Source organism: Sporosarcina sp. P34 (assembly GCF_002743375.1).
Lineage (GTDB): Bacteria > Bacillota > Bacilli > Bacillales_A > Planococcaceae > Sporosarcina.
In genome coordinates this window covers 686,844-713,310 of the sequence record NZ_PDZC01000001.1, presented here as the reverse complement: position 1 = coordinate 713,310, position 26,467 = coordinate 686,844, and the positions used below count along the sequence as shown (strand labels likewise).

Here is a 26,467-nt window from a genome sequence, read left to right as displayed (position 1 = left end):
ATAGCATTGATTGGGTTTGGGGTGCGAGTGGGGAGAGTAAGAAGGTAAAAAAGCTGGATTAGATGTGGTCAGTGCAGCTATTAATACAAATGTAAGCATGTAAAGTTAGTGATTTTTACTATGATTCGATTATCACGAAAACTGCTATATCAAAACAGCCTTACTGTTTTACAAAGTATTTATAACGAAACTAAAAACATCCCTTTCTTTACCAACATAACAACTAAAAATAAAACAATAAAACAAATTGATATGGCTATCTGGAGCTAGTATAGATGTATGGACACTAGTTAGTTAAGTCTCTATCCTAATAAATAGAGAGGACGTGTCCGGAATGAAACAAAAACGTTATAACCAGGAATTCAAACAAACAATCGTCGAACTCTACAGGTCTGGCACATCTGTGAGTGATCTCAGCCGTGAATATGGTGTATCTGAAGTAACAATCTATAAATGGATCAAAGCACTTTCCCCGATTGAAAATGGAGGTGGTTTGACACCCGCTGAAATTGCAGAAATTCAGAAAGAAAACCTTCGCCTTCAACAGGAGGTAGAAATCCTAAAAAAGGCTATGACCATATTCGCGAAAAAATGACCGACCAAGAGATTATCGACCATATCAAACAGGAAAAGGAGAACCATCCAGTTCAAGTTTTGTGTGAAGTACTTGAAGTGCCCAGAAATACGTATTATCAATCCTTCCATAAAGTGAAATCAACGCACGCAATGGAGAACGAGGCGATTTTAGAACGCATAAAAATCATTCATGCGGAGAGTAAAGGCCGCTATGGTGCGCCTAAAATCCATGAATTTCTCAAAAAGGAAGGCTTCAAGGTCAGCTTGAAACGTGTCTAACGCATCATGAAAACAGAAGGAATCCGATCTATCATCACGAAGAAATACCGTCCCGCTTCATCAGCTAGCCAAATAGAAGAACGGGATAATTTACTGGAACAGGATTTTGAGACTTCGACAATCAACGAAAAATGGGTTGCGGATATTACGTATATCCACACGCTTAAAAACGGTTGGTGCTATTTAGCTTCCGTCCTTGATTTACATACCAAGAAAATTGTAGGTTATTCCTTTTCCAAGTCCATGACAACCGAGCTTGTCTTACAAGTATTGACGAACGCAATTGATGTCCAGCAACCTGGAGAGGGGCTGATCCTTCATACCGATTTAGGCAGCCAATATACAAGCGAAGACTTTGAAAAAGCAATAAAAGCAGCGGGAATCGAACACTCTTTCAGTCGAAAAGGCTGTCCTTATGACAACGCCTGCATTGAGTCCTTTCATGCGACTATAAAGAAGGAAGAAGTCTATCAAACAACCTATATAGATTTTGAAGCAGCACGATTCGCCCTCTTTCAATACATTGAATCATGGTACAACCGGAAACGGATCCATGGGGCAATTAACTATTTAACGCCGCAACAATTAGAAGATCTGTGCAGACAGGAAGCTGCTTAATCGAAGGAAGACATTGGGACTTCGATTCACCCTACCTACACATTTTTCGGGAACGACAACCATGGACTGTACTTCCTGTATCCAGCGAAAGCTGTCAAGTGCGGGCTTCCACTTGACTGGTTTCGCTGGATACAGGACCATCCATGAATGGATGCCGTTTCTGATAACGACTTAACAATTTTGTGTCCAGGATATTGACATAGATCCAATCCACGTCGTTTTAGTTGTATTAGAGTTGTCTTTTCGAAGCTCCTCAAAGTACTTTTCAAACAATAAAATTGTATCAATATAATCTTAATTTTTACTTGAAAAGCTATCTAGTTCTAATATTACAGGTGTGACTCCCATAATATCATGTATTATAAGTGGATTTCTATTAAGGCTTTTCTTAATGGATATTAAGGTATTCAAATACTCATAATTGAAAAACATACCATAATCTTTTATATATCTTGCAATCCGTTTATTGACTAACTCAACATATTCCTCAAAAACTTTTTCACGTCTAACACATTCTTAAAATGATTACTTGGACACTATTTCGCGACGAGCTGTATATTTTATAATTTTAGACAGCGCAGCATGAAAAACGCATTGTATACATTGATAATCAGAAAAGGACGTATTAAAGTACAAATTTATCTAGTTTGCTTAATGATTATATCTAGAATTCGTTTTATTCTTTTAACCAGACCATTACAATTCTTTGATCTTCTAGTTTCTATAAAAACAATTTAATAGCAAACTTTATAATATTACCATAATCCTTAATAATTCGTTATAACCCGTCGAATTACTTTTTTAATTAACTTTTGTTAACTTCTGCTGAATAGTTTCTACATATACTTTCATCATCGCACTATATTCTCTATCTTCATCACAGTAGCTTAATAAATCTTTAAACAGAATTTCTTTTAATTCCTCGTCAGATTGATTAATCATTATAGTGATAGACTCTAGTTTCTGTAAATATCTTTGTCTACTTTCAAGTAATTCTAGCCTATTTAATTTCATTTCCTCTAAAGTTATTTTCCCTTTAGCCGACAGCGCAATTAAAAGTGCACCAGCAAAATGTAAATGATCAGTTGGGTCCTCTGTATAAGGATTCACTAAAGGATAATTTTGACTATAATAGTCTGACTTCTCCCTGTTACATATCCTACAAGCCAAAGTTAAGTTTTTCCACTCAAAACAAAGATTATAATGTTTTGATTTAGGTAGTATATGTTCAATATCTCCATCACTAACACTTAAAATTTTGGATTCGCAATACACACATTTTCCCGAAGTTTCTTTAATTAAAGCTTCTTTTATATCGCGATGTCTATACTTCCCCTCAGTTGTTTTCGTATAACCCGGCCTCCCATTCTTATACTCTAAATAATCTTTAGTCCATTGATCGCAATTCAATTCCAAAATCTCAGGTTCTTTTATTTTATTTATTTTTATCATAATTATCCTCATGAAAGTATGACAACATCTCAGGGAAATATTCATTTAAATTTTTTTGATTCAATTCATCTTTCATATTCTCTAAGTTGTCTTTACTTAGCCCTTCATTTAAATATTTACTTGTGATCATTTCTAGTTCCTCTTCTATCCAGACTGGGAAAGTTACTGGCACTCCCAATACATCTCTAAGAACCTTAAATGCATCTTTTGCTTGTGCTTCGAAGTCTAGTTTTGAAACTATCACCTTATTATCATCCTGAAACTTCAGTGCGTATATATTGCAATCTTCAACGGAGTTCACAACAAAAGGAGAGTGTGTTGTTACTATAAACTGCAAATCAGGAAATGCACCAATTAGTTTTGGCAATATTTCTCGTTGTAGTGATGGATGCAAGTGATTTTCTATTTCATCAATTAAAACAACAAAGCAATCTTCTGAATTTAATGTATGCACATAAATTTGCCAACTCAAGTCTATGATAGCCGACAACCCACCAGATAAAGCATCTAGAAGAAAGTTTCCTGTTTTAGTTATTAAAAACACTTCTCCCTCTTTTACAATAATTCTTTCAAATCCAATATGTTCTGGGATAATAGATTTAAGTAAATCCTGAAAGTCTGAAAGCCACTTTAAATATTTCGGATTTGCTGAAACTGAACTATTTCCTTCACCAAAAACAGCGAGAGAAATCAAGGATTTCTTTATAACATAGGTAGGAGAATTTTCCTGATAATAATAAGTATTATTTATTCTTCTACCTTTAATCGTCTCAGTATAGCTAGATAATAATCCATCAATTTCTGATGGGTTTAATGAGATATCATTAACTTTAGTATATCCATAAGGATCTCTATGAGAGGCAATATTTATTCCATGAATTAGAGGATAATCAAAGGTCTCATCATCTTCCTTATATACGTAGTCCGTAAAAATATTGTACGAAGCTTCTACCTCTTTTGGTACATACAACTTCAATATCGCCTTTGATGACTCTATATAGCCGAATTCGATGTTATCATCATTAATATTGTAATCTTCAGGTTCACTTTTATTTAATCGTAATTTATTTACTTTTAATTTATTTAACTGCCATTTATTTAATATTTTTTCAGAAACCCCTGCCACAAACTTAGAGTTGTTAATATATTCTGGCAATGTGGCGACTTCAGAATAGTGCCAGCCTAGTTCATTTGCTATCAATCTTAAAATTGAACTTTTTCCTGCACCGTTAGCACCGGTAATAATTGTTACATTGGTGTGAAAATCAATTTTTATTTCTTTAAATTGGTTCCACTCACTTATATATAGTTTTTTTATCATTTACTTTTCTCCTCTCATTATTTATTACTGATAGTACGATACCTGTATACTGAACTCCTACGTCTGTTTAATCAATTAAACAAAAATGTTAATCTATACTTTCAGTATTCGGAAGCAATTTTCGCTTTTCTTCAAATAGATTCCACGTATACTCTAAGTAAATACTACTTAAAGTATGCTCTTCTTTCATTACCAAATCCTCCAGATGATATTGATCATCTCCACCAAATATACAATGTATTTTTCTAGTTTCTGGATGAATAGCATAATATAAATCATCGAACTGAGTATGACAATTAGGACATAATACAATTAAGTTTTGACTATTATCATCACCCCTGTGAAGTTTATTATAAGGTTGAATATGATGTGCTTCTGAATAATATTCACCTGTTGATTTCCTTAATTTATACCCACACAATTGACATTCGTTATTGTAGTTTCTCCTCAAACTTCTACTTATCTTACTGTCTCGCACCATACGTTGAATTGTTATCTTATCACTTTCTAGATTTCTATTGTTATTCATGTCATAATCTCCTATGTCAGATTGATTAATATCCTTATCTTCTGAATATAAACCAATATCTAATACAGTTTTTTTCTTAGGCAATATTTCATTGATATTATACCTTTCATAAAGCTCATTCTCAATTTCAGTGCGTTTAATAGACATATATTCTACGAAAGCTTGATCCAATGCAGTATTCCATTCTTGTTCTAGCAAAATTTTATATAGGCCTTCTCCTTTAGTTGAAATGAGTATGTAAAGCATCATGCTGCGAGTTAACATACTTTGAGATACCTTTTTGTTACCGAACAATAAACTGTTATCTATTCTATAAAAACATCTAAATAACTTATTAATCTTATTATTCGCCAAGCGTTCATTTTCCATCATTAGCAGCCAATCATCCTCTAAATCAAGAGTTTGACGATAAGTCAGGTATGCTTCAATATATTTAACGGTTATATCATTCAATAAAAGCCATTCAACTAGTTCTGGGTTCTCTTTATCTCTACGAATATTTCTTATTCTTTTTCCAACTAAATCTACATCCGCCATCTTTAGATTTATTACATCCTCTTGCTTAAACATATAGAAACAAGAAAGAGCGCATATCAAAGGAACAATCTTTTCTTCATTATCATTTTTAAACACTAATTGATCAGTAAATAAAGATCGTATCTCATTAGGAGTTAAAAACTTTACTACATCATCTTTCTCAATTTCTTCAGTTACAAAAACCGCTTTTATATTTTTTTGCAGATGAAAATGTTCTATTTCTTCAATGAATTTTGCATCGTGTAAAAAAGACAAGAAACTGAGCAAGCTAGGACGAACCATATTTGACTTTCTCTTTATTAAAGATAGTCTTTTTTCACTAAAAATTTCACTATAGTCATTCTTCTCCAATTTATTAATAATATTATTATGAAAGTAGTCGTCAAGTATTACTTTATAATTCACTATAGTACTTGGCCTATACTGAGATTTTTCAGTAACTACTTCTATAAAGCCAGACATCAATATTTCATATTCTTCTAAATCAAACAATATTATCACCTCGATTAAATCTATTTAAATTAGGAGTACTAAATCGCGGAGTCATTCTTAGTATATTAAAGAGCTCATATACTTTTAATTTTTTAATATTCACAAAACATTAAGTTGACCATACATTCTCGGAAATACACTTCACTAATTCCTGACTATCTTCCAAATCCTCCTCTTAAACTCTAATGTGGTTTAAACTGTAACCATTGAATTTTCCCGATTTCAGAAAATAATAATTCTTACTGTAGTAGTTAGAATGAAATGTCTGGGCATATGTATTTTCCTTTAAGTAATGATGTATATTATCCTCATACTTATTACTACTGATAGATTGATTGGCCCTCACAGTAAAAGAATCAGTACACCAATATGATTTCTCCATTTTTGAAATTTGTTCTCCTAGTCAAACTCATCTACGCGCTCTCGATATTCATTCACCGAAATATGTTCGATTTCAAACGGTCTGCCTGGTGGATTTTGGGAGGATTCATACGTAGCGCTTTACCAACTTCCTATTCTACATAACTAAAGATATGAGACAACAGTAGAAGCTTTAAAGTATTCTGTTGGGTCCGTATAATATGAAGCCGAGCACTCCATCCCAATCCTTTGCAATCGATTACTTCCATTAGATGATCTATTTAACTTCTTCTAAAAGTAGCTTTAGCTTACATATCGTTCCACTACCATTAGTTCCATTATACCAATATCCAGACTTTTATGTACAAAAACCGGCAATATCTGTAATTAATAAAAGACAGCAAGCCCCAGTACAATTAAAAATCATCCTTGAACCTACTACCTTAAAAGTAATCTCTAAATCAACATCAGGGGACCTAATTAGCCCCAATTCTCACATTAACAATAGAACCAATCTGCTCCACATACACAAACAACCCATGCTTAATATTGTCATAGCTAGCATATTCCTCACCAAATCCTTCATCCATTTTCGGATGTTCATAATCGATCTGCACTTTACCCTCTGTCTTACCTGTCGCACAGAATAAGTTCGTGCCTGGATCTCTTGAAACATTCGCAATCTGTTCATAGTTTTTCGTTGCGATCATATGCTTGCCAATATTAAAAGCTGTACCTTGTGTATTCCGCAGTCTTGACTTCTTTAATGACGCGTACGCTATCTTTAAGCGTCTCTAGATCCGTCACCGCTTCAATAACGTGGCGCTCTTGTTTGCCATTCTTGAAACGAACTACCGCGATGTACTGGCCTGGTTCTTCAATGCTTACCATGACATCTGTAAGTGAAGTGATTGCTTTAGGTAGCTTCTTTGCGTCCAGTGTAGAGAGGGAAATACTTTCCACTTTTTGTTTATCTTTATTGGTCATATAGGCGCCTAGTTTCTCTGCTTGGGATATAAAATCCTTTGTTTCTGTCAATGAAACTTGCAACTTTCCATCTACTTTCTTTACATCCACAATAAACTTTTTCGTTTCCATTTCTGTACCTTTAGAATAAACGCTTAATTTTAGTGAAGTAGTTCCTTCTTTACCTGGTACCAATTGAAGTTCGTCATTTCTATAGCCTTCTTTTCCTTCGACGACAAACGCTTCGAGAATATCGGACTTTGTTTGATCTGCAACAGCGTCATATGAACTAAACTTATCCCATCCAAAATCGATCGGTTCCATGGTCGTGATCACCGGCTTTGCATTTTCTGTCGCTTTTAGCATTTAGGCAGCCTGGCCTCTTGTGTAATTGCCGCATTTGGGCTGAATAGATGAACAGACGTTCCAGTTGTAATGCCAAGCTTGTAGATGATAAGGATATTCAGTTTATGCGATGAGACGTATGTGAGGTCCGTGAACGAATTGTTGACGTTCGAATCACGCGGCAGGTCAAATGCTTCACTAGGATCGAAGCCATCGTTTCAAATTACTTTTAATATTTTATACACGCTGAAAAGACGTCTACTTCCGACCTTTTACGGATCGTTAGTAGACGTCTTTTTTTGCACACATGCCGTATATTACTGTTTTAATTCAGCTTTGATCTCTCGGACACGCTCTATCGGCAACTCTGTTGTTTCAACTACAAGTTCAATATCCAGATCCTTCAGTAGAAGTTTACGTGCTATATGTTCCTTTCCCTCTGTTTTTCCTTGTTCTATTCCTTGCTCTATTCCTTGTTCTATTCCTCGTTCCGTTGCTCTTTTTTCAGCAACTTCTAATCTCCACTTCGCTTCATTGACCGCAGCTTCCTGATCTAGAACCTGTTTCAAGCGCACTTCATAAGCAAGTCGCTCTTCCGAATTGAGGCTCATTTCATTCCAGCTCGTAAATGCTTCCTCTAAATGTTTGTCAGTCATCGCAATCGCCTCCAGTTCTTTGTATATGTCTTCGTAAATACGTTGTTCCCGCTGATCCACTATACTCAACAGAAGCAACCAACGAGCCAATACATCACTCCACGGATCCAACTTTTCATCATACCAATGCGCAAGTAGCTTAGGTATTTCAATGAAATGTAACTCCAATCCGTCCGCTATACGAAATTTCTTTTTATCCTCATGTAAATGATACGTCGTATGATACGCATCGGTTTGCGTAATCAAGTCAAAGTTTAAGATGTTCATCATGATCGTAGGTTGTAGCGTCTTGTATGCCATTCCTTTTTTGTTTTGCTCACTGTATAATCTGGCCCAATAATAGAGACTTCTATTGACCATGTCGTATTGATTGGTAAATTGCATTTCAATATTAATAGGATGTCCGTCTTGCGTGGTGACAAGAATATCCAGACGCGATAGCTTGTCGTCTTCGTATACCGCACCGATTTCTGGATTTCTGAAGGTTACTTCTTTAATGGAATCCCGGCCGGTTCGTTTGAGAATGGCATTCAGAAAAACAATCGTAATTGCTTTGTTCTTCTCACTGCCAAACAATTCTTTAAATGCAAAATCAATTTTCAAATCGACTAGATTCTTTAAATAAATCCGTTTCATTGCCCGCTTGTTCATGTGTTTTCCTCACACTTCTTAGAATAGAGTATATCATTTTTCTGATGACTTTTCTAACTGTTCTGTTAGTAACTGTATTGAAATCAGCATATGACAGGAACAGAAAATCGTCAAAACGTGGAAATTGAATTGTGTAAGGGAGAGAAAGCGGTAGATATAAAGAATTTGATTTCGAGAATTCATTTTTGACGTATTTTTTGAAGGTAAAATTGAATTGTTCATGTTTTTATAAAAGAATGTAGTAGTTATGTAACTGCGACAAAACAGATCCTATAAAAAAGCTACCTAGAGCCAACGTACTAACTTTCTAGGTAGCTTCTTCTATTTTCACTAATACTCAGTCCGCGCATCACCTTTCCCACGATGAACCAAATACAAAATCCCTTCGATCGCAAGTACAACCAACAATGAATTCCAAAGAGCGGCATGATGACACCTAAGATCACCATCAGCACAACAAACCCTATCGAAATTTTACTCGTCGTCTTAGGTGGTGCCGAAATATTTCCTTTTCTCTTGCGTGACAACCACATGTTGAAGCCGTAGAATATCAGGAATAAAAATGCCAGACAGACAATTACATTGATAATTTTATTTGGCAAGCCGAACAGATGACCCTCGTGCAGCGGAATTCCCCACGTAAACCACTTCGCCAAAATTCCATACTCCCCGTAGCCTACTTTGGAAATCAGATTGCCGCTGTATTGATCGAAATAAGAAGTCATCTCTTCAGAAGGATGTACATCTAACCCCGTTACGCCGGTGTTACTACCTTTGGATACCGTGAACACACCATCTTCAGAAAACGGATAGACGATTGAATACGGTTTCGAAATCCTTTCATCCTGTACTTTCCCCATCAATTCTTCAACAGAAATCCCGTTATGGCCCATATCTATTCCAGATATGTCCCCATTTCCACCGTGATGCGCGTGAGGATCCGGTTTTTCGGATGTAGGGGCTTCTTCTTTACGAGTTGCCCAAGGAATCTCACTCATATCAGAAGTAGGTGGCTGTTGTTTTAGCAACGGCATTCCGATAGAAGGATGTTCTTGAGAGGCAGTATAGATGAAATTCCCCATGAATGCGGACCAGGGAAGACCTGTGAATATGAGAATAATCATGGGAATGTTGATGATTGTACCGATTAACGCATGAATCCGTTTAAATTGGAGTCGACGTGTTGATTTCTTCGGTTTCTTTAGCGCACGGCTTTTGAATGTCATATACAGTCCGGAAAATAATAAAAAGATAGCCCAGCATGCAGCTAATTCAACTAAGTAATTGACGACAGTTCCGCCCACAAAAAGTGAACTATGAACATTTCTCATAATATTAGCGTACGTATACTTTGGATTTTGAGAGCCGACTATTTCGTTATGATCATCTAAAAATACGTATTTCTCTTCGCCTGACTCGGACTTCAACTTCAGCCTCGTATTATACGGCTCGTCCATGGTCATAATCTTCGAAACTTCAAATCCTTCGTTCTCCTGTTTCACAACAGAAATTCCTTCGTCGATCGTCAGTTGGGACGTTTCTTCGCTAGTACCAAAGAAAAGATCCTTGTACGCAACGTTTTCAACATCATTGTAAAACAAGGACCCAATTCCGCTCAGCGTAAGTGTAATCAGAAGTGGAGCCATGAACAAAGCACCAAAGAAGTGCCATCTCCAAAAACGATTGTACGTACCTTTTTTCATTGTGTCCCTCCTCATCTAGTTAGTTATCATTTTATAGCTAACGGAATTGACCTCATTTTAGATCACTACATCTTTAACATTACGAGCCTTTTTAAAGAATGAAGTGAACGAAAGCATTATCAATTGCATATAAGCTTTTGTAATTAAACCATGAAAATATGAACTATGAATGAATTAGAGAAATTTTTTAATTTGAATACTTTTTAAACAAGAGGGTAGAAAGTAAAGAGGTTATATAAGAGGAGTGAAATAGGATGAAAAATGTATTTGTATTGGGTGGAACTGGATTGCTTGGATTTGAAGCTATAAAAGAATTATTGAAGTGAGGGTATGAAGTTTCTACGATTGCGCGCAAATTAGTCCACGGTACAATGATAGCCAAACAACTGCTTTCTGTTCCGGCAAATACAGACTAATATAACTAACAAATTCTTTTAAGCGATCCTCAAACTCAAGATTAATCTGTTTCGTGTATCTAATGATAGCGCGAGTCAGTAGCGCTCTAGTCTCAGCGAAGTTGTACTCGTCCTCCCGTTGATTAAAGATGGACTTGACCGATGTAATCGTGAAGAAAAGATCCATTGTGTCGGTGCTGTTTAACTCCGTGTAATGATTGACATCAACTGACAACACGCTGTATACACGTGTTAAAAAGTCTTGATCCCCGTTGGTTTCATGCGCCACCGGCTTAACCTGTGCGTGAAACTTTCATGTTCGTTTAAACATTATAGATTGGTTCTCACACAGGTACCTTATTTAACTCCTCTAACTTATTTAGGATAGTTTTTAAGTTGTTTTTCTGAATTCTAGATTGTCTACTATATGAGAAAGTATACTATTCATAAACTTTCAACCCATTAAATTATCCGATGTCAGTCCCTGTTATAATTCCAACAATTTTCTGATTTCCAAATGTCATTCTATTAGCAATTCATCACAAAAGCATGACTAGACAGCTCGTATATGACAAAAGGTTTACAGTAAGATCCATTGTCACCTTGCGTGTAAAGAAATTTGAGCAGAACGTACGCAATCAATACCGCGAATAGCTGGTTAAGCACGGCGTTTTCAGTCGTGTTAAATTAGACTAATACACTCAGATTCTGCTTCACACATTAGAAGAAGGATTCGATCACCCACATCTCCTCGACCGTCACGCTCATCACACTCGTAATGACGCTGATGTCTAGCTGAATACTTCAGGAACAATAAATGGTTGCCAGACCAAGACGATCTACTGAATGACCCTTCCCGTCAAAAAAAGGGACACCAATCCATATGCGAATTGGGTCCCCGGATAGTGTGTATTTACTGTTTTCTCTTGCCTGTTCTATCTATTGAAATTAAATCAAGTTTTCCTTTTCCACAACTCTGCTGGACTCTTTCCTGCTACGGTCAATCGTAATTTCAACCGTCTGCTCTTTCGGCTCGTCAAATGGTGCACCATCATAAATATGGACACCATCTACTTCACCCTGACGTACCCATTTCATAAATGACATAATCATTAATAACATAATGAAAACAAGAGGCAATGCCGTGATAATGGAAAGTGTCTGTAAAGCCTCCAAGCCGTCACCGTACATGAGAACGATGGAGATGCTTGTGAGGACGATTCCCCAGAATACACGATACCAACGTGCTGGTTCCTCGCCTTCTTTCAAATTAATAGATGCTACGTCTGATAACGTATAAGCAGCCGAGTTAACAGTTGTCGCTAAGAAAATGGCGGCAATCAGTAAATACAGCACCATGACGACTCCGCCTAGCGGAAGTTCATTCAAGATAGCTAATATAGCGGCAGGTGCACCTTCATTTTGTAAGATATCGAGTACAGGCACAATATTATTTAGTTGGAAGTACATCCCCGTGTTTCCGAAGATCGCGAAGGCCAACCAACAGCCCAATGTTCCGCCCACTAACTGCCCTAGTATTAAACCTTTAATCGTACGACCTTTCGAAATTCGAGCAGCGAACATACCTGTGAATGGAGCATACGAGAACCACCATCCCCAATAGAAAATGGTCCAAGCGTTACTAAATCCTGATTTCCCTACCGGATCTGTGTACAGGCTCATTCTAAAGAAGTTTTGGAATAGAACACCGACACTGTCCGTAAAGCTTGCAATAATAAACATGGTTGGACCAAAGATGAAGATGAAAATCGCAATCGCGATATATAAGTAAAGATTCCAGTCGCTTAAAAGCTTCAATCCTTTTTTCAGTCCAAAATAAAGACAGATACAGAAAAAGATCATTAATGTAACGACAATCATCAAATTAAGTGTAAGCGTTTTCTCAACACCAAAGAGTGAATGGATTCCTTCAGCGAGCAAAGGAGTACCAAGTGCTAAAGATGTGCCAATTCCACCGATCAGACCGAACATGAAGCATACGTCAATGATTTTCCCGAGTAAACCATCCGCTTTATCCCCGATGATTCCACGGCACGCTGTACTCAATCGATAGGATTTTTGACCTTTGACATATACTGCATAGGCGATTGGAATGGAAGGAACGCAATAGATCGCCCATGCAGAGAATCCCCAGTGAAACATTCCATATGTAGAGGCGAAACTTGCAGCTTCCACTGTTTCTGCGGCCATACCGTATGGTGGGCTGGAATAGTAGTACGCCCATTCAATAATTCCCCAATACATGATACCTGAACCGATTCCAGCAGTGAAAATTAATGCTAGCCAGCTAAATGTTGAAAACTCTGGCTTCGTGTTTCCTAATCGAATTTTGCCCAACTTGCCAAAAGCTAGCCAAAGCAAGAAGCCGAATATTCCTAAACAAACCCATAAGTACATGGGACCGAAATTTGTTGTGATGGAATGGAGGATGGTATTTAAAAACGTCGTCCCTTTGACGGGGTTTATTAAAATAGGAACAGTCAACGCCGCAATCAAAGACAAAGCAATCGCCAATATCTTTTTATCAATTGTCTCAAATCTCATGAATACACTCCCTTAAATCTTCTATAGTTCATTCCTATCTTACTTCATATTGAGTCATTATTAAAGAAAACTATCGGTGTCGAAAATCCAACGATAGGTTACCTTAAATATGTGATGTACTAGATTTCTCAAGTCAGGCAGTCAAGCGATCACTCCTGATGTGGAGGAGCTTCCTTGCATAGTGGGTGTAAGAACTTTATTCTGTACTATAAGCTGTTCAATAGCCTCTACAACTAAAAGCATCCTCCAAGTCTTCAGTCAAATCTTCAGGTACTTCAATCACTCCTTCATTGTCATCCAGAAAAGCAAATACGAAGCCGTCAGCAGTATGATCTAATACGTTCGGTACGACTAGGTTACATATCCGGCACGCGATACAAGTATTTTGTTCCACCATAGTAAATGGCATCATTCTCCTGCTTCTGTTTCAAAAATCAAAATAATCAGTTATTTTAGGACGTCGCTTTTTTGGAGTTTCTTCCTTATCTCTCATAACGCTAGTACTATGCAGGGGTTGCATTTTCGTTGGTGGATCGATATACACGTTGGCATTGCTTACGGAAACGGGTGCTTCTCCAAAACCTGATGCACTCAAATTTACTTTTGTAGTTCGTTTGAAAACGCCTTCATTTTCTTTGTCGACTTGTATCACCGTTTCATCCAAGCAGATGGTAGGTTCAAATTGATTTATCTGTTCAACCAAATAATCCACCAGCTCCTGAGTCCTCACCTTAGGGAATCCAGCACTAGTATACATATACTTTTCAGGATACAGTGCTGCAAGCTACGGCAGGCTCTCAATGAACAGTACGGACATTTGCCGAAATCTCGCATAAAACGCAGTCAATAACCGACCGGACCGCCTCCAATAATCGTAATGTCGCTAACCTCCGCTGTTTTACCCAGTTCATTCCTCCTACTAACTACTTTATATAGAGCGATTTGGCTCGAAGCAATTTAGGGAATTACCTCTTTTTGCTTCATCACAAAATCTTCCCAAATATTAATGCAAGTATCGTGCCAACTAGTAAAATATCAATAGGAATAAGGTCTCTGTCGTTTTATCTTCATAACGTTATTACAATTCATTCAAATTCGAGTCATAACAGACTCAAAAAAGACGTAGTATTTTCAAAATTGACTCAGGTAAAACAGCAGAACGGTGTTGAAAATGCCTGAAAACAAAGAGCAAGAAAAATAGACTTATCCGTGGAATCCCTGCCTACTAGACGGCATTACTCGTCTAACGAAACCTATAGGTTGAACGTTGAAACGGAATTGTCTACGTCAACCGGAACTACGAAAAGCATTATGGAATAAAGGAAGATGATGGGATTGGCAGATACCATGATGATTTTTTAACGGGGTTACTGGAAGCCTTCAGATATTCGGCTCGCCAGCATGAGAAACATTCCCATTTCAGTGCGCCAGCAGATAAAAATCGGCGCTGACTTGTTGACTAGGGCTTTCCCTATACTGAATTAAAAAACGAGATGGAATACATCGGTTCACAACAACCGGGATTAAGGACTTTACCTGTTTCATCAAAACGGAGGAACGGACTCACCAAGTGAATGGACGTTTGGTGTGCAACTGCGCTGGGAAGTATAGACGGCATTCTACAATACCAATGAATGAGCCAGAATTATAATAGCAATCAAAGATGATTAACTATTTTAAAAATGGGTACAGTTTAAAAAAGGAGAGGATGGTATATGATGAGAGCAGTTACGTATCAAGGCGCAAAAGACATTAAAGTGAAAAAAGTAGAGGCCCCACGTATTGAAAAGCCGGATGATATTATCGTCAAAATTACTTCTACAGCCATTTGCGGATCGGATTTGCATATTTATGTAGGGGCTTTGCCGGCTCATAAAGACTATGTAATCGGCCATGAGCCCATGGGTATCGTTGTGGAAGCCGGACCTGAAGTGACGAAAGTGAAGAAAGGCGACCGTGTCATCATCCCCTTCAACGTCTCATGCGGTGAATGTTTCTTCTGTCAGCATGACTTGGAGAGCCAGTGCGACAATTCGAACCCGAACGAAGAAGTGGACACGGGCGGTTATTTCGGCTTTACGGAGCGCTACGGTAATTATCCAGGCGGACAGGCCGAGTATTTACGCGTACCCTACGGAAACTTCCTGCCGTTTGTTATTCCGGAAAGCTGCGAACTGCCGGATGAATCCTTGTTGTTTCTATCCGATATTCTTCCGACAGCTTACTGGAGCGTAGAGCATGCGGGTGTAAAAAAGGGAGACACAGTTATTGTCCTTGGCTCGGGGCCTGTCGGATTATTGACGCAGAAATTTGCCTGGATGAAAGGGGCGAAACGGGTCATCGCAATCGATCACGTACCCTACCGACTGCAGCACGCGAAGAAGACAAATAACGTGGAAATATTTAATTTCGATGAAGTAGATGATATTGGACAACAAATGAAAGAGTTGACAAAAGGCGGTGCAGACGTTGTCATTGACTGCGTCGGCATGGATGGGAAGAAAAATCTTCTTGAGAAAGTCGGACAGAAAATGAAAGTTCAAGGCGGTACTCTGAGCGCCATTGAAATTGCCTATCAGTCTGTCCGGAAATTCGGCACCATTCAGCTGACGGGTGTATATGGATCGCTTTACAATATGTTCCCGCTTGGCTTCCTATTTGAACGCAATGTCAATATGCGAATGGGTCAAGCACCGGTCGTGCATTATATGCCGATGCTGTTCGACAAAATCACGAATGGAGAAATCGATCCGACCGATATCATCACCCATATTTTGCCGCTTGAAGACGCTTCGAAGGCGTATGATACATTTTATCAACACGAGGATGAATGCATCAAAGTCATCTTGAAACCATAAGACCAGTAAAACTCGTTCACCGAATACTATCGGGGAACGGTTTTTTTAAAAAAGCGATACCCTGCCCCTGCTTATTTGAATAGAGTGACGATCACTTTAAAACAAAGGCATTTTCCACATATGTTTGACAGGATGAGATCGACGATAGATCAACGTACACAAGCGACATGCGCATGTTCAGTTGATCACTTTCAAGCAAAATCATTCTATCTTATTTTCTATCACTCGAAAAAGCATATAGGTTTTTCACCGTTTCATTCGGCATATAACCTGCTAAGTCCAGCAGTTCATCTACATCTGTTTCTAATTCTTCTGCCAATGTACACACTACTTCACGCGTAGGCGTATACATTCCTTTTTCCAAAGAATCAATGAAGGAGTAGCTGAGATTCACGCGCTCTGCTAAATAACGTAAAGACATCTGTGCTTGTTTGCGTAACATATGCAAGTGATTTCCAAAATCGTTCAAATAAATCGCCGCCTTATCGAATTATAGTTGATGTAAAAACTATCTGTACTTCTTAAATTTCCTTCATAATAATAAGTAAAATAATTTTCTGTCTAATGGCATAGTGCAAAAGACTTTCATTACTAAAAGTTAAGAATAATACACTTAATATAATGTGAATAAATGCATGAAATTAAGTACAAAGTAATAAGTAAAAGTGGACGAACCTAAATATAATTGACTACAGACACAATATACATGATTTTTACTCAGAATACTATTAGCGATATCCCTAATTGTCATTTCCCATTTTTATCCTATCCACCTTAATTATTGGATGAATAAAAATAGTTCATATTGCGAAAGTTACAGGATTTACGTCATAAAACTTTTACCTATACATGGAAAAGGCGCCTATTTCCTACCCTGCGATGGGTCAAGAGTAGACGTCTTTCAATGTATAGGTTGGAAAGTGTCTATCGCTACACAGCTGCCAAGTGATCTTTTTCTGATTGATTTTCTCCCCATCGATTATCATCATACTTTCATTCGTCAATTCCAAAAAGTTACACAACGCAAAGTAGTGAAACAATCAGTAGGTCAAAGAGAAATTAGCTGGCACGAGTCAGACAAAATGCTGATTCCATACCAGCCTTCTAGTTGCTTTGTACATACCCTCTATCTATTTCTGCATGGACGGCGTAGTTGCCGATTAGAAATAAACATTATACCCTGTTCAACTCACGAAATGCCCTCGCGACAAACGATAAATCTTCCTCAAACATTGTCGCTAGATTGGGACGGCGTCTTACTGCAAGGGGATGATACGCAACTGCTGTTTTAAATCCCCTCACTTCATGCCATTCTCCACGCAAGCCTTTGACATCCACTTCAGGATGTTGAAAAAATGATTGAACCGCTACATTGCCTAAACAGACGACAAGGGAAGGTTGTTGTTGGTCTAATTGAGCTTCTAGATGACGAATGCAAATGGATCGCACTCTCTCTTTGTCATAATTACGAAGGGGCCGTCGTTTCAGAATATATGTCACGTACAGCACCTCTTCCTCTAAACCCACAGTCGATAGGGTCTGTCGTAAAGTTTGGCGCGTTCCGCAAACCATTCGATTCCCTTCACGATCTTCTAGTGCGCCCGGATTATCAAGAATGATCATGATCGACGCTTTCGGATTTCCTTCTCCCCAAACCATACGAGAACCTTGGTTATATAGCCCACACTCTTGGCAAGCTTGCTGACTTTTTGGCGTCGGATCTTCCCGCCAACTTGCTGAACAACTAGAATTCATCTTATTCACGCTCCTAGGTTTTCAGCATTCCCTTTCTACATGCATACATACCTTGATTCATTGCCATGTCCAGCTATTTGGCACGCACGTTGGATAGAACGCTGTCGTCCGGTGCGTTTGGTGAAAATCTTCCTATCAAAAAAGACGTCCACACCCAACCTGTTAAAGGTCAAAAGTAGACGTCTTTTCCATTTACCTCACATCAAGACGCGTGTTATTGCAGTTCTAATTCCGCTTTCAACTCTTGTACACGCTCTAATGATAACTCCGTTGTTTCAGCCACGATTTCTATATCTAGTTTTTTCAGTAGAAGATTACGTGCTATTTGTTCTTTTTCAACTGTTTTCCCCTTCTCTATTCCTTCCTTCCTAGCCTTCTCTTCTCGCCACTTCGCTTCATTTACCGCTGCTTCCTGATCTAGAACTTGTTTTAAGCGAACTTCATAGGCAACTCGTCCGTCTGAATCCAAACTCATTTCGTTCCAACTTGTAAATGCCTCTTGCAAATGTTTGTCAGTCACCGCAATCGCCTCCAGTTCTTTGTAAATATCTTCATAAATATGTTGTTTTCTTTGGTCTACGATACTTAATAGAAGCAACCAGCGAACCAATACATCATTCCAAGGATCCAACTTTTCATCATACCAATGTGCAAGCAGCTTAGGGATTTCAATGAAATGTAGTTCCAACCCATCGGCTATACGAAATTTCTTTTCATCTTCATGTAAGTGATACGTCGTATGATATCCATCCGTTTCCGAAATCAAGTCAAAGTTCAGTATGTTCATCATAATGGTAGGCTGGAGTGTATGATATGCCATTCCTTTTTTGTTTTGTCCACTGTATAATCTAGCCCAATAATACACACTGCGATTGACCATATCATATTGATTCGTGAATTACATTTCAATATTGATCTGATGCTGATCTTGTGTAGTGACTAGAATATCCAGACGTGATAGTTTGTCGTTTTCATATTCCGCGCCGATTTCAGGATTTATAAATGTGACTTCTTTAATTGAATTCCTGCCAGTTCGTTTGAGAATGGCATTCAGAAAAATAATGGTAATCGCTTTGTTTTTCCTACTTCCGAATAGTTCTTTAAACGCAAAATCGATTTTCAAATCTACTAAATTCTTTACATAGATCCGTTTCATCGCTCGTTTGTTCATGTGCTTTCCTCACACTTCTTAGAATAAAGCATATCATTTTTCCGATGATTTTTCTAACTGTTCTGTTAGTGACTGTTTTGAAATTAGCATATGACAGAAGCAGAAAATCGTCAAAATGAGAAAATTGAATTGTGTGAAAATGAACAAGCTGTAGGTATAAGGAATTTTATTTTAAGAATTCGATTTTGATATGCGTTTTGAAGCACTGCATGAAGCTACAACTATATGAATCAGATAGTATTTTGTCGCTTTGTGTATAATTTGGAAAATAGTTTACATTTAAGAGGCATTTTGCTATACTCAGTGAGACTTATGTTAATAAGTTGTTAACACTTCTTCAGCCAAGCAGATAAACGTCCTTAATGAGAGGGTGTCTCGCGTCAAACGATCGCGAATATTCACAGTATCTTGTTTGACGTACATCATGATGATTTTTCATAATAGTCCCCTATAGTAACGCGCTTTCATTATTGACACGCTGTTGCACTATGTCACATTGTACACAAGAAAAGGGAGGAATCATTCATGAAATCAGCTATCGAAAACAAAGACACACAAGGAACTGTACTACAAACGACAATGAAAGCAGCCATCGTCAAGGAATTCCAAACAGAGTTACAAATTGAGGATACGTCAAAACCAACACCAGGTGTCGGTCAAGCGTTAGTTAAAATGGAAGCTTGTGGCGTTTGTCACACTGACTTACATGCGATTAATGGGGACTGGCCCGTCAAACCGAAACTTCCTTTGATTCCCGGCCATGAAGGTGTTGGTATTGTAGAGGCGATCGGACCAAATGTAACATCCGTAAAAGTCGGAGATCGCGTCGGGATTCCTTGGCTTTACTCCGCATGCGGTGAGTGTGATTATTGCCTTGACGGTAAAGAGACACTTTGTCACGATCAAGAAAATGGTGGGTATTCAGTCGATGGCGGCTACGCAGAATATTGCCTAGCAGCAGCAGATTATGTAGCGAAAATTCCTGATAATTTAAGTTCCGTTGAAGCAGCACCGATTCTATGTGCAGGTGTGACAACGTATAAAGCGCTGAAAATATCGGGAGCGAAGCCTGGAGATTGGGTGGCTATTTACGGTATCGGCGGGTTGGGTCATGTTGCATTACAATATGCTAAAGCAATGGGCTTCAATGTGGTCGCGGTGGACATTGCGGATGAAAAGTTGGAGCTTGCGAAGAAACTAGGAGCCGACATCACAGTGAATGGCAAGAATGAAGATCCTGCCGAAGCTATTCAACAACAAGTTGGTGGTGTACAAGCAGCTATCAGTGTCGCGGTCGCAAAAGTTCCGTTTGAACAGGCATACCGTTCTGTTAAGCGCGGTGGCACACTAGTTGCGGTTGGACTTCCACATGACGAACTCCCGATACCTATTTTTGACACAGTATTGAATGCGATCACGGTGAAAGGCTCCATTGTCGGCACACGCCTCGATATGAAAGAAGCTTTAGACTTTGCCGCCCGTGGAAAAGTAAAAGCTCAAATCGAAACAGCTCCTCTTTCCGAAGTCAACACGGTGCTGGATAAAATGGTCAAAGGGCAAATTAACGGACGAATTGTTTTGACATTTGATTGATTTCTTGTGTAGTTGCTGTGAGTAACAGTAGATTCCTTTCTAATATATAGTTTCATATAAAAGAGCGTGTCTTCTAGGTTAGTTACCTAGGGGACACGCTCTTTCATTTTTCATTTTATATATTCAAATTATGCTTTAATTATGATAAGTAGCTTGGATCGTTTCGCTGGGATATATTTAATGGAACCTTCATTATATATGATTGTTTGACTTCAATCACCTGGAAGTCCTAAACCCTAAAGATATATACGAAGTTCTAATGATAGTGATACACTTATACCTACGTGATATATTCATACTACTGGAGGTAGATTTCATGAAAAAAGTGGAGATTCTTTCATTAAATGTTGGAAAACCGAAAGATATGGAATTCGGAAAGAAATCAATTACAACCGGCTTTTTTAAACAGCACATACAGCAAGCAGTATTTTTATCCCGTACCAATTTTACCGGCGACGGTCAAGGTGATCTCGTTCATCACGGAGGTGTTCACAAGGCTGTTTGTGTGTATCCGTATGAACATTATAGTCATTGGGAAAACACGTTGGAAAGAATGCTGTCGCACGGTGCATTTGGTGAAAATCTTACGATCGCTGGAATGACAGAGGAAGATGTCTGTATTGGAGACTCCTTTTTGCTCGGTGAAGCGATTGTTCAAGTGAGTCAACCCCGTCAGCCTTGTTTTAAGTTAGCGCTTGTCTACGAACGAAAAGAGCTGCCGCTTCTTGTACAAGATACAGGTTTTACAGGCTTTTATTTCCGCGTGTTGCGTGAAGGCATGGTTTCCCCGACGGATATGTTAGTTCCTTTAACACGCCAAGCCCATGCTATTTCAGTAGCGGAAGCGAATCGGCTGATGCATCATGACAAGCAAGATTTGGAAGCGGTTCGTCGTTTGCTGGAAGTAGTGGAGTTGTCGCCTAGCTGGCGGAAGACTTTTGAAAAGCGAGTGGCGGGTCAAGACGTAAATACTAGCGAACGGCTTTCTGGTGAAACGTAAAGCAGATTCTCGATCCACCTGCAGTAAACTATAGTTTATTTCACAAGAAGAGGTGCAGGATATGGAAAATGATAAAATCCAAACGATGACTACTTGGTTCAGAAACTGGTTTTTGGATAATAAAGTAGTTGCCATCTTATTAATTTCGCTATTAATTTTATTGAACTTCCTAGTTTTTTCAAAAGTGATGTATATGTTTCATTTCGTCAAAGAGTTTCTCGGCGTAGTGGCCTTACCTATCATAATGGCAGGGATTCTCTTTTACTTATTAAATCCATTGATCGATATGATGGAAAGAAAGAAGATCAAGCGTGTTTGGGGGATTGCACTCGTCTTCGCGGTCATTAGTGGTTTAGTCGCATGGGGTATTATCATACTGATTCCGATTATACGCGAACAAGCTACAAGCCTTATTCAAAACTGGCCTGGATATTGGACTAGATTAGTAGAACAATTTGACAGCTTGTTGAGTAGTACTATATTTTCTCAACTGCAAGGTAAGTTGGACGATATGGATCCAAGGATCATCAAGTCGATAACAGAGCAAACAAATGGCTTCATAGACTCTGCTTTCTTGGGGATTGGCAGCGTACTCGGCACGGTTACCAATGTGGTCATCGCATTGCTGACTATGCCAGTTCTTTTATTCTTTTTATTGAAAGACGGCCGTGATTTACCGTATCATACAATGAAACTTCTACCGATAAAGACTAGTGACTTCATCTTCTTTACAGATATTCATGCAGTACGCTCCCCTTTGTATAGAAGATCTTCCCCTTGTTAGCTGGCACGTGCTCTCCACTTGATCATACGTTCACTTATAAACCCCATTATCATACCTACAAAAATAGGTAGCAATGAAATTTCAGTATATGACAGTGAAAGTTTAAATAGTAGAAGGTCTATATTCGCTAAAAAGCCTAGAAAATATAGGAATATCATCGTTCCAAATGAAACCAGTAACGGAATCCAAAAGGAATTATTCATATCGTCACCTCCCAATCTTTTTAATGGGTTGTACGTGATTCTTCTATTTAATTAGCGTATTTCAATCCGTTATGTTGAGAATTACATTCGCTTTGTTTTCTCATACTTCATAGTATGAAGTATACCATTTTCTCGTAAATTTTTCTAACTATTCTGTTAGTAAGATATGAGACTCAGTGTATAACTGAAGCCGAAATATGCAAAATTGAATGGTTCCTAGTGATCGAACAAGTGGACAGAAGGCGGGCCATAAAAAAACACACCTATATACAGCAGAAACGCATGTACATCCACCATAGCGTTTGCTGCCTATATAGGTGCTTATTTGTTCTATATTTAGTGAACTAAAGGTTTAGCCTGATCATCAATAAGGATCTGCTTTATGGCCTTTTTCCGTTGCGTCTTTCACAGCTTGTTTAGAATCAGGCGTGCCTTGTCCAAATTTCGATTGACCGGCTCCACGACCTGGGACGTTAGATTCCGCCTCCACTCCTTCTAGTTCTTTCATTTTCTGTTCAATCCCCTCTTCTACAAGACGCCCGTATTCAAAATCCGCTTGCGTGAAGTGGTCGATCATCGCCTTTTGTATGCGTACGTCACACACGGCTAGCGCTTCTGAAAGGTTGTTGATTAATTCCTCTCGTTCCCACTTCTTAAACTGTCGGAACGTCTCGCCTGCCTGACCATAATTATTGGGTCGATCAATCGGTGCGCTCATCGCCGCTGCATTATACGTAGGTCGATGCGGAGGCCGACTTTCCCCTTTTTCTTCTTGAAATCCACCAAGCATAGATGGTTCATAATTGATGTGCGGATTTTCACCTGACTCGTTGGTGTCACGATTATCCATTTGACCGCGTTGCTGGTTTGTCCGAACTTCTTTTTTGGGTGCATTGACAGGTAACTGGAGATAATTCGTACCAATACGATAACGTTGTGTATCGGAATATGAGAATGTACGGCCTTGAAGCATTTTGTCGTCTGAAAAATCCATTCCATCTACAAGCACGCCAGTTCCAAAAGCCGCTTGCTCTATGTCCATATGGAAATCATCGGGGTTGCGATCCAATACCATTTTGCCTACAGGCAGCCAAGGAAACTGTTCTTCCGGCCAAAGCTTTGTATCATCAAGTGGATCAAAATCCAGTTCTGGGTGGTAGCCATCTTCCATAATTTGCACGAAGAGCTCCCATTCAGGAAACTCTTTACGTTCGATGGCTTCAGATAAATCTTGCGTCGCGTGGGCAACATTTTTTGCCTGAATAGCATCAGCATCTTCCTGCGTTAAATTACGGATGCCTTGCTTTGGCTCCCAATGATACTTTACTAGAACCGCTTCTCCTTTGTCATTGACCCACTTGTATGTATTCACACCAGAGCCTTGCATGTGACGATACGTCGCGGGAATTCCCCATGGCGAGAACAAAAACGTGATCATATGAATGGATTCAGGTGACCTAGAGACAAAGTCAAACATGCGTTGCGGATGCGATATATTTGAAGCAGGGTCCGCTTTGAATGCGTGAATCATATCAGGAAACTTCATCGCATCTCGAATGAAAAATATTTTCAAATTATTCCCTACTAAATCCCAGTTGCCATCTTCTGTATACATCTTCACCGCAAAGCCTCGTGGATCTCGTGCAGTTTCAGGCGAATCTTTAGCTCCAGCTACAGTGGAAAAACGCGCGACAAGAGGCGTTCTTTTTCCAGCACCCGAAAATACTTTGGCACGCGTGTACGTTTCAACGGGTTCATTGCCCACTTTCCCATATGTTTCAAAATAGCCAAACGCACCTGATCCTCTTGCATGGACAACTCGTTCAGGTATTTCTTCGCGATCAAAATGAGAGATTTTTTCAATGAAGTGATAATTTTCAAGCGTAGCAGGGCCACGGTCGCCAATTGTCCTGATATTTTGATTATCATGTACAGGATGCCCTTGGCGCGTCGTAAGAATTTCCCGCTCTTCCATTTGAGATTCGTTCTGTTTATGTTGTTTCTTTTCCACGATATTCCTCCTCGACAAAGTGCTTTCCATTTCTACTGGCAGTATGACCACAACAACGAATAGATAAACACGTATAGTGCGATGGGAAATTCCATATGTACGGACTGAATGGGAGCAGAAAAGCTAATAAATCCAAAAACAAGAGGTACCAGGGCGCAGAACACGTTACACATGTTCGGTGACCAAGTAACTCTTGTTTACTTTGACTGGTGATTTTTTATTGCGCTTATACGTCTACCATTTCGAGAAATTGTAGTGTACGTGTATTTGTCGAACGATTGAAAAACGTATCGGGATCAGAATCCTCGATGATAACGCCTTCGTCTAACATAATCACACGGTCTGCAACATTTTTGGCAAACTTCATTTCGTGTGTCACAACAATCATCGTCATCCCTTCCTCTGCCAGGTTTTGCATGACTTGCAACACTTCCCCGACAAGTTCAGGGTCTAAAGCAGAAGTTGGTTCGTCGAATAACAATACTTTTGGTTGCATGGCAAGCGCTCGAGCGATTGCCACACGTTGTTTTTGACCACCAGACAATTTATTGGGATAGACTTCGGCTTTTTCGGATAATCCAACCTTTTGTAATATCTCGAGTGCCATCTTCTTCACTTGAGCTTTATCCATTTTTTTAACCATCAAAGGTGCTTCCATTACATTCTCTAAAACCGTTTTGTGCGGGAATAAATTAAAGTGTTGAAATACCATTCCAACTTCCGCACGGATCTTGGCTAAATTGTCTTTCTTTTGATTTACTTGCTTTCCATCAATCGTTATAACGCCTTCATTTGTCAATTCCAAAAAGTTTAAACACCGTAAAAAAGTACTTTTTCCGGATCCACTGACCCCTATAAGAACGACTACTTCTCCACGGCGCACTTCCAAGTCAATACCATTCAATACATTCAAATCTCCAAATGATTTATGAATATTTTCCGCTTTAATCATCGTATCCGCCCCCATTATTTATCCACATCCAATTTGTTCTCATACCATTTTAATAGAGCACTGAAAATCAGAACGAGAATGAGATAATAAAGACCTACTACGAGAAACGTTTCAAATTGTTTGAAATTAGATGCGGCCACACGATTGGCCAAACCAAATAATTCAGATACACCAATCACATAGACTAAAGAGGAATCTTTCAATGTAATGATGAATTGGTTGCCGAGTGGTGGAATCGCACGTCGTAAAGCTTGTGGGAATACGATTCTTCTCATCGTCAAGGAACTATTCATCCCCAGTGCAAGACTGGCCTCTCGTTGACCTTTGTCAATTCCTTGTATAGATCCACGGAATATTTCCGCAATATATGCACCGTTATGGATTCCTAAAGCAATGGCACCTGCCCAGAAGTTATCCAACACGATGATCGATGTGATACCGAAGTATAAAAACATAATCTGAACGATTAACGGTGTCCCTCGAATTAGCGTGATGTATATATTCGAAATCGTCTGCAGTATTTTCGAATGGGAAATTTTCATAAGGGCGAAAATGATGCCTAACACTGTTCCGATGACGATAGCAATTGCCGTGATTTCAATGGTTAGTAGACCAGCTTGTAAAAATCCTTTGTACGTACTTTTGAATACATCATAAAATGTTAGGAAAAACTCAGGCACCGGCACACCAACTTT

At 38.8% G+C, this 26,467-nt stretch carries 20 protein-coding genes and 3 pseudogenes; 5 read left to right on the top strand and 18 right to left on the bottom strand.

The window, feature by feature from the left end; genetic code table 11:
- Nucleotides 1-334 precede the first annotated feature (334 nt).
- Nucleotides 335-1,473 (top strand): annotated as a pseudogene (locus CSV63_RS03710) (IS3 family transposase).
- Between the two features lie 801 nt (nt 1,474-2,274).
- Here CSV63_RS03710 and CSV63_RS03705 read toward each other — a convergent pair.
- From CSV63_RS03705 to CSV63_RS16715, 11 genes and pseudogenes are all read right to left on the bottom strand, one after another.
- The gene (locus CSV63_RS03705; RefSeq protein ID WP_158233907.1) at nt 2,275-2,925 is read right to left on the bottom strand and encodes an HNH endonuclease; all 651 of its coding nucleotides are present in this window, start codon (nt 2,923-2,925) and stop codon (nt 2,275-2,277) included.
- Nucleotides 2,909-4,246, bottom strand: coding sequence for an AAA family ATPase (locus CSV63_RS03700; RefSeq protein ID WP_099694600.1), 1,338 nt, complete (start codon nt 4,244-4,246; stop codon nt 2,909-2,911). Before CSV63_RS03700 ends, CSV63_RS03705 begins: the two co-directional genes overlap by 17 nt.
- Before the next feature lie 88 nt (nt 4,247-4,334).
- Nucleotides 4,335-5,804 carry an HNH endonuclease gene (locus CSV63_RS03695; protein WP_099694599.1) on the bottom strand — a complete coding sequence of 490 codons (1,470 nt, stop codon included), beginning with the start codon at nt 5,802-5,804 and terminating at the stop codon, nt 4,335-4,337.
- 836 nt (nt 5,805-6,640) lie between these two features.
- A complete protein-coding gene (locus CSV63_RS03690) occupies nt 6,641-6,874 on the bottom strand; it encodes a hypothetical protein (RefSeq protein WP_099694598.1) in 234 nt (77 codons plus the stop codon).
- A 13-nt stretch (nt 6,875-6,887) separates the two neighbouring features.
- The gene (locus tag CSV63_RS03685; RefSeq protein ID WP_099694597.1) at nt 6,888-7,496 is read right to left on the bottom strand and encodes a hypothetical protein; all 609 of its coding nucleotides are present in this window, start codon (nt 7,494-7,496) and stop codon (nt 6,888-6,890) included.
- A gap of 296 nt (nt 7,497-7,792) precedes the next feature.
- The gene (locus CSV63_RS03680; protein WP_099694596.1) at nt 7,793-8,782 is read right to left on the bottom strand and encodes an Rpn family recombination-promoting nuclease/putative transposase; all 990 of its coding nucleotides are present in this window, start codon (nt 8,780-8,782) and stop codon (nt 7,793-7,795) included.
- A gap of 299 nt (nt 8,783-9,081) precedes the next feature.
- Nucleotides 9,082-10,485 (bottom strand): PepSY-associated TM helix domain-containing protein, encoded by a 1,404-nt coding sequence (locus CSV63_RS03675; RefSeq protein WP_099694595.1) that lies wholly within the window; start codon nt 10,483-10,485, stop codon nt 9,082-9,084.
- Nucleotides 10,486-10,824: 339 nt separating this feature from the next.
- On the bottom strand, nt 10,825-11,169 hold the full coding sequence (locus CSV63_RS03670) for a hypothetical protein (RefSeq protein WP_099694594.1): 345 nt from the start codon (nt 11,167-11,169) through the stop codon (nt 10,825-10,827).
- A gap of 659 nt (nt 11,170-11,828) precedes the next feature.
- Nucleotides 11,829-13,445: a BCCT family transporter gene (locus CSV63_RS03665; protein WP_099694593.1), complete on the bottom strand. Its 1,617-nt coding sequence runs from the start codon at nt 13,443-13,445 to the stop codon at nt 11,829-11,831.
- Nucleotides 13,446-13,662: 217 nt separating this feature from the next.
- Nucleotides 13,663-13,854 (bottom strand): ferredoxin, encoded by a 192-nt coding sequence (locus tag CSV63_RS03660; protein WP_233191934.1) that lies wholly within the window; start codon nt 13,852-13,854, stop codon nt 13,663-13,665.
- A 204-nt stretch (nt 13,855-14,058) separates the two neighbouring features.
- Nucleotides 14,059-14,351, bottom strand: a pseudogene (locus tag CSV63_RS16715) (NAD(P)/FAD-dependent oxidoreductase); the annotation flags it as partial.
- 812 nt (nt 14,352-15,163) lie between these two features.
- On the opposite strand from CSV63_RS16715, the gene CSV63_RS03650 reads away from it, so the two are divergent.
- Nucleotides 15,164-16,303, top strand: coding sequence for a zinc-dependent alcohol dehydrogenase (locus CSV63_RS03650; protein ID WP_099694651.1), 1,140 nt, complete (start codon nt 15,164-15,166; stop codon nt 16,301-16,303).
- Between the two features lie 211 nt (nt 16,304-16,514).
- Here the strand turns inward: CSV63_RS03650 and CSV63_RS03645 are convergent, their stop codons facing one another.
- The 3 genes and pseudogenes from CSV63_RS03645 to CSV63_RS03635 all read right to left on the bottom strand — a co-directional run bounded on the left by CSV63_RS03645 (nt 16,515) and on the right by CSV63_RS03635 (nt 19,214).
- Nucleotides 16,515-16,772 (bottom strand): helix-turn-helix domain-containing protein, encoded by a 258-nt coding sequence (locus tag CSV63_RS03645; protein WP_099694591.1) that lies wholly within the window; start codon nt 16,770-16,772, stop codon nt 16,515-16,517.
- Between the two features lie 704 nt (nt 16,773-17,476).
- A complete protein-coding gene (locus tag CSV63_RS03640; protein ID WP_099694590.1) occupies nt 17,477-18,058 on the bottom strand; it encodes a uracil-DNA glycosylase in 582 nt (193 codons plus the stop codon).
- Nucleotides 18,059-18,272: 214 nt separating this feature from the next.
- Nucleotides 18,273-19,214: pseudogene (locus CSV63_RS03635) on the bottom strand (Rpn family recombination-promoting nuclease/putative transposase).
- A gap of 594 nt (nt 19,215-19,808) precedes the next feature.
- On the opposite strand from CSV63_RS03635, the gene adhP reads away from it, so the two are divergent.
- The 3 genes from adhP (at nt 19,809) to CSV63_RS03615 (ending at nt 22,606) form a co-directional block, all read left to right on the top strand.
- Complete coding sequence (gene adhP, locus CSV63_RS03625; RefSeq protein WP_099694650.1) at nt 19,809-20,822, top strand: alcohol dehydrogenase AdhP; 1,014 nt, start codon at nt 19,809-19,811, stop codon at nt 20,820-20,822.
- 316 nt (nt 20,823-21,138) lie between these two features.
- A complete protein-coding gene (locus CSV63_RS03620; RefSeq protein ID WP_099694587.1) occupies nt 21,139-21,822 on the top strand; it encodes an MOSC domain-containing protein in 684 nt (227 codons plus the stop codon).
- A 61-nt stretch (nt 21,823-21,883) separates the two neighbouring features.
- Nucleotides 21,884-22,606 carry an AI-2E family transporter gene (locus CSV63_RS03615; RefSeq protein ID WP_099694586.1) on the top strand — a complete coding sequence of 241 codons (723 nt, stop codon included), beginning with the start codon at nt 21,884-21,886 and terminating at the stop codon, nt 22,604-22,606.
- On the opposite strand, the gene CSV63_RS03610 is transcribed toward CSV63_RS03615, so the two are convergent.
- The 4 genes from CSV63_RS03610 to CSV63_RS03595 all read right to left on the bottom strand — a co-directional run bounded on the left by CSV63_RS03610 (nt 22,603) and on the right by CSV63_RS03595 (nt 26,452).
- Nucleotides 22,603-22,809 (bottom strand): ATPase, encoded by a 207-nt coding sequence (locus CSV63_RS03610; RefSeq protein ID WP_099694585.1) that lies wholly within the window; start codon nt 22,807-22,809, stop codon nt 22,603-22,605. The genes CSV63_RS03615 and CSV63_RS03610 overlap by 4 nt on opposite strands.
- A 364-nt stretch (nt 22,810-23,173) precedes the next feature.
- Nucleotides 23,174-24,823, bottom strand: coding sequence for a catalase (locus tag CSV63_RS03605; RefSeq protein WP_369823780.1), 1,650 nt, complete (start codon nt 24,821-24,823; stop codon nt 23,174-23,176).
- A gap of 223 nt (nt 24,824-25,046) precedes the next feature.
- Nucleotides 25,047-25,772 (bottom strand): amino acid ABC transporter ATP-binding protein, encoded by a 726-nt coding sequence (locus CSV63_RS03600; protein WP_099694648.1) that lies wholly within the window; start codon nt 25,770-25,772, stop codon nt 25,047-25,049.
- Nucleotides 25,773-25,786: 14 nt separating this feature from the next.
- Complete coding sequence (locus CSV63_RS03595) at nt 25,787-26,452, bottom strand: amino acid ABC transporter permease (protein WP_099694647.1); 666 nt, start codon at nt 26,450-26,452, stop codon at nt 25,787-25,789.
- Nucleotides 26,453-26,467: the final 15 nt, after the last annotated feature.

Excerpts from the sequence above, each read along its gene's own strand:
- CSV63_RS03705 (WP_158233907.1), bottom strand. The coding sequence starts at position 2,925 with ATGATAAAAATAAATAAAATAAAAGAACCTGAGATTTTGGAATTGAAT.
- CSV63_RS03700 (WP_099694600.1), bottom strand. The coding sequence starts at position 4,246 with ATGATAAAAAAACTATATATAAGTGAGTGGAACCAATTTAAAGAAATA.
- CSV63_RS03690 (WP_099694598.1), bottom strand. The coding sequence starts at position 6,874 with ATGATCGCAACGAAAAACTATGAACAGATTGCGAATGTTTCAAGAGAT.
- CSV63_RS03685 (WP_099694597.1), bottom strand. The coding sequence starts at position 7,496 with ATGCTAAAAGCGACAGAAAATGCAAAGCCGGTGATCACGACCATGGAA.
- CSV63_RS03680 (WP_099694596.1), bottom strand. The coding sequence starts at position 8,782 with ATGAACAAGCGGGCAATGAAACGGATTTATTTAAAGAATCTAGTCGAT.
- CSV63_RS03675 (WP_099694595.1), bottom strand. The coding sequence starts at position 10,485 with ATGAAAAAAGGTACGTACAATCGTTTTTGGAGATGGCACTTCTTTGGT.
- CSV63_RS03665 (WP_099694593.1), bottom strand. The coding sequence starts at position 13,445 with ATGAGATTTGAGACAATTGATAAAAAGATATTGGCGATTGCTTTGTCT.
- CSV63_RS03660 (WP_233191934.1), bottom strand. The coding sequence starts at position 13,854 with ATGCCATTTACTATGGTGGAACAAAATACTTGTATCGCGTGCCGGATA.
- CSV63_RS03650 (WP_099694651.1), top strand. The coding sequence starts at position 15,164 with ATGAGAGCAGTTACGTATCAAGGCGCAAAAGACATTAAAGTGAAAAAA.
- CSV63_RS03640 (WP_099694590.1), bottom strand. The coding sequence starts at position 18,058 with ATGAATTCTAGTTGTTCAGCAAGTTGGCGGGAAGATCCGACGCCAAAA.
- adhP (WP_099694650.1), top strand. The coding sequence starts at position 19,809 with ATGAAAGCAGCCATCGTCAAGGAATTCCAAACAGAGTTACAAATTGAG.
- CSV63_RS03620 (WP_099694587.1), top strand. The coding sequence starts at position 21,139 with ATGAAAAAAGTGGAGATTCTTTCATTAAATGTTGGAAAACCGAAAGAT.
- CSV63_RS03615 (WP_099694586.1), top strand. The coding sequence starts at position 21,884 with ATGGAAAATGATAAAATCCAAACGATGACTACTTGGTTCAGAAACTGG.
- CSV63_RS03610 (WP_099694585.1), bottom strand. The coding sequence starts at position 22,809 with ATGAATAATTCCTTTTGGATTCCGTTACTGGTTTCATTTGGAACGATG.
- CSV63_RS03600 (WP_099694648.1), bottom strand. The coding sequence starts at position 25,772 with ATGATTAAAGCGGAAAATATTCATAAATCATTTGGAGATTTGAATGTA.